The organism is Massilia sp. CFBP9012 (assembly GCF_034045115.1).
Classification (GTDB): Bacteria; Pseudomonadota; Gammaproteobacteria; order Burkholderiales; family Burkholderiaceae_D; genus Telluria.
On record NZ_JAXCWM010000018.1, the window covers coordinates 100,373 to 112,239 of the forward strand.

An 11,867-nucleotide genomic window follows, 5' to 3' on the forward strand; every position below is an offset into this window, starting at 1 on the left:
ATGCAGTTGATCATTGCCGCGGTCGGCCACAAGATGCCGGCCTGGATCGAGTCCGGCTTCACCGAGTACACGAAGCGCATGCCGCCCGAGCTGCGCATCGTGCTCAAGGAGATCAAGCCGGTCGAACGCTCTGGCAGCAAGACCGCCGCCACCGCGATGGCGCTCGAACGCGAGCGCATCGAGGTTGCCCTGCCGAAGGGCGTGCGCATCATCGCCCTGGACGAACGCGGCAAGGACCTGACCAGCGTCGGCCTCTCGCAACAGCTGGAAACCTGGCAGCGCGACGGCCGCGACACCGCCTTCCTGATCGGCGGGGCCGATGGCCTCGATCCCGAGCTGAAGGCGCGCGCCGAAGGACTGATCCGCATCTCCAGCATGACCCTGCCGCACGGAATCGTCCGGGTCATGCTGGCGGAACAGCTCTACCGCGCCTGGTCAATTACCCAGAATCATCCTTACCACCGGGTCTGAAGAAACCCGGCAGCGATCAAGAACAGCGATGAAAAACCAGCACAATAAAATCTACCTCGCTTCCAAGAGCCCGCGCCGGCGCGAACTGCTGCGCCAGATCGGGGTCGATTTCGAACTGATGCTGCTACGCAGCGACCCGGGCCGCGTGGTCGACGTCAGCGAGGATGTGCTGCCGGGCGAAGACGTCCACGCTTACGTGGCGCGCGTGGCCCGGGCCAAGGGCGCCTTCGCCTTCAACCTGCTGCTGCAGCGGCGCCAGCCGCTGCGCCCGGTACTCACGGCCGACACCACCGTCACCATCGACGGCGAGATCCTCGGCAAGCCAGCGGATAACCGAGAGGCGGTCGCCATGCTGGAACGCTTGTCCGGCCGCACTCACCAGGTACTGACCTCGGTGGCGGTGCATTCCCAGCACGTGGCCGAGCAGGTCACGCAAGTGTCGAATGTGCGCTTCGCCACCCTCACTGCGGCCCGGATCAGGGCCTATTGCGCCACGCTGGAACCCTACGACAAGGCCGGCGGCTACGGCATCCAGGGTCCGGCGGCGCTGTTCATCGAGCACATCGAGGGCAGCCATTCGGGCATCATGGGCTTGCCGCTGTTCGAGACCGCCAACCTGCTGCGCAAGGCGGGATTGGCAATCTGATTGCCCGCTTCGGCCCCAGGGCCTGCGCGTGTATCATGTCACCCTGAACAATACGCACGGCAGGGTCCATGAACGAAGACATCCTCATCAACATCACACCGCAGGAAACGCGCGTCGCGCTGATCCTGCAGGGCGCGGTACAGGAGCTGCACATCGAGCGCACGCTCACGCGCGGGTTGGCGGGGAACGTCTATCTGGGCAAGGTGGTGCGCGTGCTGCCGGGGATGCAGTCGGCCTTCATCGACATCGGCCTGGAGCGCGCCGCCTTCCTGCACGTGGCCGATATCTGGGAAGCGCGCAGCCACGACGGCGGCAACGCCCCGCTTACCCCGATCGAAAAACTGCTGTTCGACGGCCAGGTGCTGACCGTGCAGGTCATCAAGGATCCGATCGGCACCAAGGGCGCGCGCCTGTCCACCCAGATCTCGATCGCCGGCCGCATGCTGGTGTATTTACCGCAAGACCACCACATCGGCATCTCGCAGAAGATCGAAAAGGAAGCCGAGCGCGAACGCCTGCGCACGCACCTGCAAAGCCTGCTGCCGGCCGAGGAAAAAGGCGGCTACATCGTGCGCACGATGGCCGAGGAAGCCTCGAGCGACGACATCGCCGCCGACGTCGACTACCTGCGCAAGACCTGGGGCGCCATCGTGCAGGGCGCGCGCACCCTGCCGCCCACCACCCTGCTGTACCAGGACCTGAGCCTGGCCCAGCGCGTGCTGCGCGACTTCGTGCACGACGAGACGGCCAGCATCCAGGTGGACTCGCGCGAGAACTTCCTGAAACTGGCCGAATTCGCCCAGATCTACACCCCGAGCGTGCTGTCGCGCATGGCGCACTACACCGGCGAGCGCCCGCTGTTCGACCTGTACGGCGTGGAAGAGGAAATCCTGCGCGCGCTGGGCCGGCGCGTGGATCTCAAGTCCGGCGGCTACCTGATCGTCGACCAGACCGAGGCGATGACGACCATCGACGTCAATACCGGTGGCTACGTCGGCGGGCGCAACTTCGCCGACACGATTTTCAAGACCAACCTGGAGGCGGCGCACGCCATCGCGCGCCAGCTGCGCCTGCGTAACCTGGGCGGCATCATCATCCTCGACTTCATCGACATGGAGAACAACGAGCACCGCAACGCGGTGCTGGCCGAGCTCAAGAAAACCCTGGCGCGCGACCGCACCAAGGTCTCGGTGAGCGGCTTCTCGGCACTGGGCCTGGTCGAGATGACGAGAAAGCGCACCCGTGAATCGCTGGCCCACATCCTGTGCGAACCGTGCCCTGCCTGCTCCGGCAAGGGCCAGGTGAAAACCAGCCGCACGATCTGCTACGAGATCCTGCGCGAACTGCTGCGCGAAGCCAAGCAGTTCAATCCGCGCGAATTCCGCATCGTTGCCGGGCAAGAGGTGATCGACCTGTTCCTCGAAGAAGAATCGCAACATCTGGCCATGCTGGGCGACTTTATCGGCAAGCGCATTTCGCTGCAGGTGGAGAAGGGCTATCACCAGGAACAGTACGACGTGATCCTGATGTAGGACAGGCCGGCGGGGCATCCAGTTGGACGAGGTCCGCGTAGTTCACTACTCGACGACCAACCGAAGAGGAAATCCATGCTCCGCCTGCTCCATCCCGTCCTGCTGACTGCCTCCCTTGCCCTTGCCTGCCCGGCCTTCGCGCACGGTGCGCCACCGGTATCTGCCGAGCGCGCGCTCACCATCGGCGGCGGCGTCGAACGCAGCCTGACGCTGGACGTCGAGGCCTTGCGCCAGCGTCCGGCGGCCGAACTGGCCGAAGTGCGCGTGGCCGGCAAATTCGGCGTCAGGAGCGTGGTGCGCGGCGTGCGCCTGCGCGACCTGCTGAAGGACGCCGGCATCGTCGCCCGCGATCACAACACCGTCAAGAAGCTGGCCATCATCGCCACCGCCGACGACAAATACGCAGTGGTGTTCTCGTGGAACGAATTGTTCAACGCCAGTGCCGGTGAGAACGTGCTGGTGCTGTTCGAGCGCGACGGCAAGCCGCTCCCCCATGCCGAGGGTCCGCTGGCGCTGCTGTCCGCCGATGACTTGCGAACCGGCCCGCGCCATGTCAAGTGGTTACGCTCGATCGAGGTGCGCCAGGTCGTGGAATAGATGAGCCATAGCCCCACCCTATGATTTTGATAGAAATTATTTGACGCTAATCGTGCACTGTGTGTGTCATCCCACAGTGGGCGCCTTTCTTGCTGGGCTATGTTGTTGAGGTTAATTCATAACCCCACAACCAGCGAGGACAAGGATGCCCACTTCCAAACACACCAGCCCGGTCGACGGCGCAGGTTCGATCCTGAGCACCGTCTCGGGCCCCTCCGATGCCAACCCACCGCAGAGCCTCGGTGTGAGCAACCCGGTCGCCGACCGCCTGCTCGACAAGATTCCTTCCGAGCAAGAGCTGGCGGCCGACCGTCCCTACAACGCCACCAAGGCCAGCGAATACGGCGATGCCGCGCGCACGCCAACCGAAGGCGAGCAATTCAAGCCCACGACCCACGCCGCCACCGGCAGCACCGCCAGCGAGATCATCGCCAACGACAAGGTCGGCTCGGGCAATCCGCCAGAAGGCGAGAACCCGACCACCGACCCGCTCGACCGCGTGCGCGTCGATCCGGCCAAGCGCCACCTGACCACCAACCAGGGCGTGCCGGTGGCCGACAACCAGCACTCGCTCAAGGCCGGCCTGCGCGGCCCGACCCTGCTGGAAGATTTCATCCTGCGCGAGAAGATCAGCCACTTCGACCACGAGCGCATCCCCGAGCGCGTGGTGCATGCGCGCGGCTCGGCCGCCCATGGCTACTTCGAGGCCTATGACGACTTCAGCGCGCTGACCCGCGCAGTGCCGTTCTCGAAGAAGGGCAAGCGCACCCCGCTGTTCCTGCGCTTCTCGACCGTGGCCGGCGAACGCGGCTCGACCGACACCGCGCGCGACGTGCGCGGCTTCGCGGTCAAGTTCTATACCGAGGAAGGCAACTGGGACCTGGTGGGCAACAACATGCCCGTGTTCTTCATCCAGGACGCGATGAAGTTCCCCGACCTGGTGCACGCGGCCAAGCCGGAGCCGCATCACGCGATGCCGCAGGCGGCCACCGCCCACGACACCTTCTGGGACTTCGCCTCGCTCTCGCCCGAGATCGCGCACATGCTGATGTGGACGATGTCGGACCGCGCCATCCCGCGCAGCTACCGCACCATGCAGGGCTTCGGCGTGCACACCTTCCGCCTGATCAACGCCCAGGGCGAAGCGCGCTTCGTCAAATTCCATTGGACCCCGATGCAGGGCACCCATTCGCTGGTCTGGGACGAGGCGGTGCGCATCTCGGGCGCCGATCCCGACTTCCACCGGCGCGACCTGTGGGAGGCGATCGAAGCCGGCAACTTCCCTGAATGGGAACTGGGCCTGCAGGTCTTCACCGAAGAGCAGGCCGCGGGCTTCCCCTTCGACGTGCTGGACCCGACCAAGATCGTGCCGGAAGAACTGGTGCCGCTCACGCCGGTGGGCAAGATGGTCCTGGACCGCAACCCCGACAACTTCTTCGCCGAGACCGAGCAGGTGGCCTTCTGCACCTCGCACGTGGTGCCGGGCATCGACTTCAGTAACGACCCGCTGCTGCAAGGCCGTAACTTCTCCTACCAGGATACCCAGCTCACCCGCCTGGGCGGCCCGAACTTCCACGAGATCCCGATCAACTCGCCGATCGTCCAGATCCAGAACAACCAGCGCGACGGTTTCCACCGCCAGGCGATCAACCGCGGCCGCGTGAACTACGAACCCAATTCGCTGGGCGGCGGCTGTCCTTTCCAGGCCGGCAAGATGGGCTTCACCAGCTTCCCCGAGCCCATCAGCCAGGACAAGGTGCGCGGCAAGCCCGAGCTGTTCGCCGACCACTATTCGCAGGCGCGCCTGTTCTGGCAAAGCCAGACCCCGGCCGAGCAGAACCACATCGTCAACGCCTTCCGCTTCGAGCTGACCCGGGTGCAGACGCCGGCGGTGCGCATCCGCACGCTGGCCCTGCTGGCCAACGTCGATGACACCCTGGTGGCGCGCGTGGCCCAGGGCCTGGGCCTGGAGGTGCCGCAACCGCTGCCGCTGGCGACCGATGCGCCGATCCCGACCTATCCGCCGTCGCCGTCGCTGTCGCTGCTGAGCCGTCCGGGCCAGACCGGCATCAAGGGCCGCCGCGTCGCGGTCCTGATCGCGAGCGGCGTGGACGACAAGGCAGTCAAGAAGCAGTACGCGAGCCTCCTCAAGGACGGCGCCGTGCCGCGCATGGTCGGCAATATGCTGGGCAAGGTGACCGCAGTTGATGGCGACCCGATCGACGTCGAGATCTCGGTCGAGGCCGGGCCGTCGGTGATGTACGACGCCGTGATCGTGCCGGACGGCGCGCCGGCGGCCGAGGCGCTGGCGAAGAATGCCCAGGTGCTGGAATTCCTGCGCGAGCAGTACCGCCACGGCAAGCCGATCCTGGCCTACGGCACCGGTTCCGACCTGCTGGCCAAAGCCACGATCCCGCAGAAGCTGCCGGACGGCTCGGCAGATCCGGGCCTGATCCTGGGCGACCCGGCCAATGCGGACCTGGCGCTCGACGCCTTCAAGACCGCGCTGGCCGGCCATCGCGTGTTCGCGCGCGAGACCGATCCGCCGTCCGTCTGATCCCGGCCATGGTGGGAAAGAGTTAGTTTCCCACCCGCGTCGATCGTTATAATCGTCTAGCGGCGCCGCGAAGTTCGCGGCGCCGCTTTCTTTGTCAATACTACTTTTTCAACCAGCAGGAAAGTCTCCGATGTTCTGTTCACATTGCGGCGCCCAGATGGCGCCCGACGCCGCCTATTGCTCCGTCTGCGGCAAGGCCGCCGGCACCGCCCCGGTCAACCTGGACAAACCTTCCGCGCCCGCGCAGCACACCGAAGGCGATATTCCGGAAGGAGTCAAGGGCTGGAGCTGGGGCGCCTTCCTGCTCAACTGGATCTGGGCGATCGGCAACCGCAGCTGGATCGGGCTGCTGGCAATGGTTCCCTACGTCGGCTGGATCATGGCGTTCTGGCTCGGCTTCAAGGGACGCGAGATGGCCTGGAAGAACAAGCAGTGGGAGAGCCTGGAGCATTTCAACCGGGTCCAGCGAAAATGGTCCCAGTGGGGGATCGGCATCACGATCGCCGCCATCGTCCTGGCCGTGCTGGCGGCCATGTTCGCGCCCGACGTCGTGGATGTGGAGCGTACCGTCACGGTCGAGCGCAGCGAAGCGCCAGCGGGCGCGAACGACGCCGGCGTCACCGCGCGCGGCATCATCGACAGCAATGCCGACAACCTGCCGGCCTCGCTGTCGACCGTCGCCGGCCTGCTCGACCGCCGCACGAATGCCGACGGCAGCCGCGCCGTCACCCTGGGCGGCAGGGTCTTGTTCAGCGGCGAGGACGCCGGCTGGCAGTTCCCGCTGCGCAGCTTCACGCTGTCGAGCGGCAAGGAGGCGATCCTGATGGCCAGCAGCGGCGGCCGCGGCGCCAGCTGCGAGACCATGTTCTTCTTCCTGCTCGCCGATGCGTCCGGCGTCAGGCCGACGCCGATGTTCGGCACCTGCGCGGCGCGCGGCAGCTTCGTGCAGCGCGGCGATGCCATCGAGATCGAACTACCGGACGTCAACGGCGCCTCGACGATCGTGCTCGAAAATGGTGTCGTGGTCGAGGACGGCCAGGTGGTCAGCCTGACCGGCATGAACGATCCGTCGCGCTGAGCAGGATCAGCGTAGCGGCGCGAAGAACAGCTGCTCGCCGGCCGGCTTGAACGAGGCGATGCGCGCCTGTCCGTCGGGCGAGGTGATCCACTCGATCAGCTGTTTCGCGCCCTTGTAGTTCACCCCCGAATGCTTCGCCGGATTGACGGCGATGATGCCGTAGGGGTTGTACATGCGCTTGTCGCCTTCCACCACGATCGCCAGCCCCGTCTTGGCCTTGTAGGCGCCATAGGTCGCGCGGTCGGTCAGCGTGTAGGCGCGCATCTCGGCGGCCATGTTCAGCACCTCTCCCATGCCCAGGCCCGCCGACACGTAGTTGGCGCCCTGCGGCTTGACGGTGGCGCGCTGCCAGTAGCCCTTTTCCATCACGTCGGTGCCCGAGTTGTCGCCGCGCGAGATGAACTTGACGTTGGTCGCCGCGATGCGCTTGAAGGCGTCGACCACGTCCTTCGAGCCCTTGATGCGGGCCGGATCGGATTCCGGGCCGACCACGATGAAGTCGTTGTACATCACGTCGCGCCGGTCCACGCCCCAGCCTTCTTCGACAAACTTGTCTTCCATCTCGCGTGCATGGACCAGGGTCACGTCGACGTCGCCGTTTTTCGCCAGTTCGAGCGCCTTGCCGGTGCCGACCGAGATCACGTGGACCCTGGTATTGGTCTTGGCTTCGAACACCGGCAGCAGGTGCTTGAGCAGGCCCGAGTTCTCGGTGCTGGTGGTGGTCGACAGCTTGATCACTTCCTGCGCCAGTGCCAATGGCGAGGCGAAGGTAGCGCACAACAGGACGGCGAGCAGTGAACGGCGTTGCATGATGATCTCCTAGGGTTATCGTACTTCGAGTTGTCCTTCGCGCAGCTTGAGCCGCCGCACGCCGGGCAGGTTGATCAGGTCGCGGTCATGGCAGGCCATCACCACGCTGGCGCCCTGCCCGACCAGGGTCGGGATCAGCCCGATCACCTGCTCGCGCGCCGCACCGTCGAGGTTGGCCGTCGGTTCGTCCAGCAGCAGCAGGCGCGGTTGCAGCACGCGCGCGCGCGCCAGCGCCACGCGCTGCTTCTCGCCGCCCGACAGGCGCGCCGGATCGTTGTCGCGCAGGTGCAGCACGCCGGCCCAGGCCATCGCCTCGTCGACCAGGCCGCGCACCCGGCCCCGGTCCACGCCGCGCACCAGCAGGCCGTAGGCGATGTTGTGGCCGACGCTGGTCGAGAACATGATCGGATGCTGGTGCACATAGACGATGGCACGCCGCAGCGCCTGCGGATACGGGTACAGCGGCAGGCGGCTGCCTTCGAATTCGACCGTGCAGGCGTCGCACCGTTCCAGGCCGCCGAGCATGCGCAGCAGGGTGCTTTTTCCGGTGCCGTTGGCGCCGGTCAGCACATAGGCGCCGCCTTTCTCGATCTCGAGCCGGGCGACGTCGAACAGCAGGCGCTCGCCATAGGCCTTGCGCAGGCCGTGCACCGTGAGTAGCGCCGTCATAGCCGTGCCCCGGGATTGTGCGCCTCGCCCTGCAGCAGCACCAGCACGCCGTTCATCAACAGCGCCAGGGTCACCAGCACGATGCCCAGCGCGATGCCCTGGGCGAACTCGCCCTTGCTGGTCTCGAGCGCGATCGCGGTAGTGATGGTGCGCGTCTCGCCTTCGATATTCCCGCCCACCATCAGCGCGCAGCCGACTTCCGAGATCACGCGCCCGAAACCGCTGATCACGGCCGCCATCACGCCGTAGCGCGCCTCGTGCAGCACGGTGAACATCACGCGCATGCGCGAAGCGCCGTGGGCGATCGCGGTCTCGGCGTAGCGCGGGTCGAGCGCCTGCACCGCCGCCAGCGTGAAGGCCAGCAGCACCGGCAGGCCGATGATGAATTGTCCCAGCACGATGCCTGGCTGCGAGAACAGCCATTCGAGCCCGCCCAGCGGCCCGCGCCGCGACAGCATCAGGTAGAGCAGCAGGCCGATCAAAACGGTGGGCAGCGACAGCGCGGCCTGGGCCAGCCAGACCGCGATGCGGCGCCCCGGAAAGCGGTGCATGGCGATCAGATAGCCGAGCAGCACCGCCGGCGGCGTGGCCAGCATCAGGCCCAGCAGGCTGGTCTTGATCGAGACCCAGACGATGTGCCACAGGGCCGGGTCGCCGCTGAACAGCAGCGCGAAGGCGTGCGTGGTGGCGTCCAGCAGGGCCATTAATCGCGGGGTTCGGTGTCGGCGCGCAGGTCGGGACGAACGTAGGGGGTGTCCAGCAGCTGCGGTTCGAACACCAGGCGTTCATGCCCGGCCAGCAGCAGGAAATGGCGTCCGCTGCAGCGCGCCAGCAGCGACATGCCGACCCGTTCGGCCACCATCTGGCCCATCTGCGTCGTGCCCGAGCGCGACAGCAGGAAGGGAATGCCCATCTGGGCGCCCTTGATCACCATCTCGGACGTGAGGCGGCCGGTGGTATAGAACACCTTGTCGGCGCCATCGACGCCGTCGAGCCACATCAGGCCGGCGATGGCGTCGACCGCGTTGTGGCGGCCGACGTCCTCGACGAAGTACAGCAATTCTCCGTCGCCCGTGAACAGCGCGCAACCATGCACCGAGCCGGCCTGTTTGTACACCGACTGCTGGGTACGGATGGTGTCGACGATGCGGTAGACGCCAGCCTGCGCCAGGCGTGCATCCGCGGGCAGCGCGATCTGATCCACCTCGTCCATCAGGCCGCCGAACACCGAGCCCTGGCCGCAGCCGGTGGTGACCACCTTCTTCGCGGTGCGCGCCTCGACGTCGTCGATGCCGTGGCGGGTGACCACGGCCACCGCGTCCACCGACCAGTCGACCTGGATCGACACGATGTCTTCCAGCGCGCGCACCAGGCGCTGGTTGCGCAAGTAGCCCAGCACCAGCGCCTCGGGCGCGCCGCCCAGGGTCATCAGGGTGACCAGCTCGCGCCGGTCGACGTAGATCGTCAGCGGCCGTTCGGCCGGGATGGAAATGGCGGAGCGGCGTCCGCGCTCGTCGATGGCCAGCACCTCGTGGGTCAGGACCGCGCGCGCCTCGGACAGCAGCAGCCGCCCGGCTGGGGATCCTTGGCGCGCATCGCTGCGCATCACGCTGTGCAACCCGTTGCCGCTTGCGTCCTTCCTGGCCAAGACACTGTCTCCTGTCGGTTGTTGGCGGTTTTACAAAACAGTATAAACCTCCAGCGTGGCGCACGGCTGAAACCATTTACTTTTATGCAAGTTCGCTTGCGATGCACCGCGCCAGGCGGTATAAAGTCTGCCCCTGTCGATCCATCGCCCGCCTCATGCAGTCCACTGACTATCGCCGCATCAGCGACATCCTGCGCCACGGCGCCGCCCGGCGCCCGGACGCCCCGGCCCTCGTCGAGGACGGCCGCACCTGGTCGTATGCGCAGCTGGCCGCCGTCGCCGACACGCACGCTGCGCTGCTGCGCGACCTTGGCGTGCGTCCCGGCGACCGCGTGATGCTGGTGGCCGAAAACTGCGTGGCCCAGGTGGCGCTGCTGTTCGCCGCCGCCGCCATCGACGCCTGGAGCGTCATCGTCAATGCGCGCCTGAGCGAGGGCGAGCTGGATACCATCCGCACGCACAGCGGCGCGCGGCGCGTGCTCTACGTGACGGGCAATTCACCGGACGCCGCCCGGCACGCGGCGCGCGCCGGCGCCCTGCCCTGCGCGGGCGACATGGGTGGCGTGGACGGCGTGCTGGCAGGCGGCCTGGATCCAGCCTGCCTGCCCGAGCCGATGGAGGCCGGCGACCAGGTCGCGGCCCTGATGTACACCACCGGCACCACCGGCCAGCCCAAGGGCGTGATGCTGAGCCACGCCGGCCTGTTGTTCGTGGCCGCGACCTCGAGCCGGCTGCGCGGCTTGACCCCGCAAGACCGCGCCTGGGGCGGCCTGCCGGTCTCGCACGTCTATGGATTGACCTCGGTGCTGCTCGGCACCCTGTACGCGGGCGCCTGCCTGCAGCTGGCGCCGCGTTTCGATGCCGGGGCCCTGCTGGCCTCGATCCGCGCCGGCGAGCTGACCATCGTGCAGGGCGTGCCGGCGATGTATGCCCGCCTGCTGGCGATGATGGGGGAAGCTGACGGGCCGCTGTCGTCGCGCCTGCGCTTCTGCTACGCCGGCGGCTCGCCGCTCGATCCGGCCCTCAAGCGCGCGGTCGAAGCCATGTTCGGCCTGCCGCTGCACAACGGTTACGGCCTGACCGAGGGCGGGCCGACCGTCAGCCAGACCCGCCTCGACGCCCCGCGCACCGACACCTCGGTCGGCCTGCCGATCCCTGGCGTCGAGGTGCGCATCGTGGCGCGCGATGGTCTCGACGTGGCGCCGGGAGAGACCGGCGAGCTATGGATACGCAGCCCGGGACGGATGCGCGGCTACTACCGCGATCCTGCCGCCACCGCGGCCGCGCTGCAGCCAGGCGGCTGGCTCGCGACCGGCGACCTGGCGCGCCAGGACCCGGACGGCGCCCTGTTCCTGCTGGGCCGCACGCGCGAATTGATCATCCGCTCAGGCTTCAATGTCTATCCGCTGGAGGTCGAGACGGCGCTGAACGCGCATCCGGCGGTCGTGCAGTCGGCCGTGGTGGGCCGGCCGCTGCCGGCGGCCGAGGAAGAAGTGGTGGCCTTCGTCGAGGCGCATGGGGTCGACGAGGCGGCGCTGCAGGCCTGGCTGCTCCCGCGCCTGGCGCCCTACAAGCGCCCGGCGCGCATCGTGTTCATGGACGCGCTGCCTGCTGCGCCGAGCGGCAAGATCCTCAAGTCCCGCTTGCCGATGGCCTGAAGCTGCCGCACGTCGCCCCCGCGCAGGCGGGGGCCTAGGTTCTCCAAGCCGCAGATACTGCCGAACGTAGCGTCAGCGCTAGCAACCTTAGGTTCCCGCCTCCGCGCACTGGTGTCCGGAATAATTTCGGGCGCTTGAATAAGCCCGCTTCATAGGAAAAACCACGTCGTTCCCGCGGAGGCGGGAACCCAAGTGTGCCCG

Annotated in this window: 11 protein-coding genes; 7 read left to right on the forward strand and 4 right to left on the reverse strand. The window is 67.1% G+C overall.

The features are described 5' to 3' along the window. From rlmH to SOM61_RS24230, 6 genes are all read left to right on the forward strand, one after another. Complete coding sequence (gene rlmH, locus SOM61_RS24205) at window positions 1-471, forward strand: 23S rRNA (pseudouridine(1915)-N(3))-methyltransferase RlmH (RefSeq protein ID WP_320476447.1); 471 nt, start codon at window positions 1-3, stop codon at window positions 469-471. A 28-nt stretch (window positions 472-499) separates the two neighbouring features. Further along, window positions 500-1,117, forward strand: coding sequence for a Maf family protein (locus tag SOM61_RS24210; RefSeq protein WP_320476448.1), 618 nt, complete (start codon window positions 500-502; stop codon window positions 1,115-1,117). 68 nt (window positions 1,118-1,185) lie between these two features. After that, window positions 1,186-2,649, forward strand: a complete 1,464-nt coding sequence (gene rng / locus SOM61_RS24215; protein WP_320476449.1) for a ribonuclease G — start codon at window positions 1,186-1,188, stop codon at window positions 2,647-2,649. A gap of 75 nt (window positions 2,650-2,724) precedes the next feature. After that, entirely contained in the window at window positions 2,725-3,246 is a 522-nt protein-coding gene (locus tag SOM61_RS24220; RefSeq protein WP_320476450.1) for a molybdopterin-dependent oxidoreductase, read from the forward strand. 145 nt (window positions 3,247-3,391) lie between these two features. Further along, on the forward strand, window positions 3,392-5,803 hold the full coding sequence (locus tag SOM61_RS24225) for a catalase (protein WP_320476451.1): 2,412 nt from the start codon (window positions 3,392-3,394) through the stop codon (window positions 5,801-5,803). Between the two features lie 130 nt (window positions 5,804-5,933). Beyond that, a complete protein-coding gene (locus SOM61_RS24230) occupies window positions 5,934-6,881 on the forward strand; it encodes a zinc ribbon domain-containing protein (protein WP_320476452.1) in 948 nt (315 codons plus the stop codon). Window positions 6,882-6,887: 6 nt separating this feature from the next. Here the strand turns inward: SOM61_RS24230 and SOM61_RS24235 are convergent, their stop codons facing one another. From SOM61_RS24235 to SOM61_RS24250, 4 genes are read right to left on the reverse strand one after another with little or no spacing between them, the layout of a single operon-like run. Further along, on the reverse strand, window positions 6,888-7,691 hold the full coding sequence (locus tag SOM61_RS24235) for an ABC transporter substrate-binding protein (RefSeq protein ID WP_320476453.1): 804 nt from the start codon (window positions 7,689-7,691) through the stop codon (window positions 6,888-6,890). 15 nt (window positions 7,692-7,706) lie between these two features. Further along, window positions 7,707-8,360: an energy-coupling factor ABC transporter ATP-binding protein gene (locus tag SOM61_RS24240; protein WP_320476454.1), complete on the reverse strand. Its 654-nt coding sequence runs from the start codon at window positions 8,358-8,360 to the stop codon at window positions 7,707-7,709. Further along, complete coding sequence (locus SOM61_RS24245) at window positions 8,357-9,064, reverse strand: ABC transporter permease (RefSeq protein WP_147936172.1); 708 nt, start codon at window positions 9,062-9,064, stop codon at window positions 8,357-8,359. The genes SOM61_RS24240 and SOM61_RS24245 overlap by 4 nt, the downstream gene beginning before the upstream one ends. Next, a complete protein-coding gene (locus tag SOM61_RS24250; RefSeq protein WP_414675060.1) occupies window positions 9,064-9,966 on the reverse strand; it encodes a formate dehydrogenase accessory sulfurtransferase FdhD in 903 nt (300 codons plus the stop codon). The genes SOM61_RS24245 and SOM61_RS24250 overlap by 1 nt, the downstream gene beginning before the upstream one ends. Before the next feature lie 197 nt (window positions 9,967-10,163). Here SOM61_RS24250 and SOM61_RS24255 point away from each other — a divergent pair, with 197 nt between their 5' ends. After that, window positions 10,164-11,666 carry a class I adenylate-forming enzyme family protein gene (locus tag SOM61_RS24255; protein ID WP_320476456.1) on the forward strand — a complete coding sequence of 501 codons (1,503 nt, stop codon included), beginning with the start codon at window positions 10,164-10,166 and terminating at the stop codon, window positions 11,664-11,666. The last annotated feature ends 201 nt before the right edge of the window (window positions 11,667-11,867 follow it).

Coding starts and splice junctions, on each gene's coding strand:
- rlmH (WP_320476447.1), top strand. CDS start 1: ATGCAGTTGATCATTGCCGCGGTCGGCCACAAGATGCCGGCCTGGATC.
- SOM61_RS24210 (WP_320476448.1), top strand. CDS start 500: ATGAAAAACCAGCACAATAAAATCTACCTCGCTTCCAAGAGCCCGCGC.
- rng (WP_320476449.1), top strand. CDS start 1,186: ATGAACGAAGACATCCTCATCAACATCACACCGCAGGAAACGCGCGTC.
- SOM61_RS24220 (WP_320476450.1), top strand. CDS start 2,725: ATGCTCCGCCTGCTCCATCCCGTCCTGCTGACTGCCTCCCTTGCCCTT.
- SOM61_RS24225 (WP_320476451.1), top strand. CDS start 3,392: ATGCCCACTTCCAAACACACCAGCCCGGTCGACGGCGCAGGTTCGATC.
- SOM61_RS24230 (WP_320476452.1), top strand. CDS start 5,934: ATGTTCTGTTCACATTGCGGCGCCCAGATGGCGCCCGACGCCGCCTAT.
- SOM61_RS24235 (WP_320476453.1), bottom strand. CDS start 7,691: ATGCAACGCCGTTCACTGCTCGCCGTCCTGTTGTGCGCTACCTTCGCC.
- SOM61_RS24240 (WP_320476454.1), bottom strand. CDS start 8,360: ATGACGGCGCTACTCACGGTGCACGGCCTGCGCAAGGCCTATGGCGAG.
- SOM61_RS24245 (WP_147936172.1), bottom strand. CDS start 9,064: ATGGCCCTGCTGGACGCCACCACGCACGCCTTCGCGCTGCTGTTCAGC.
- SOM61_RS24250 (WP_414675060.1), bottom strand. CDS start 9,966: ATGCGCAGCGATGCGCGCCAAGGATCCCCAGCCGGGCGGCTGCTGCTG.
- SOM61_RS24255 (WP_320476456.1), top strand. CDS start 10,164: ATGCAGTCCACTGACTATCGCCGCATCAGCGACATCCTGCGCCACGGC.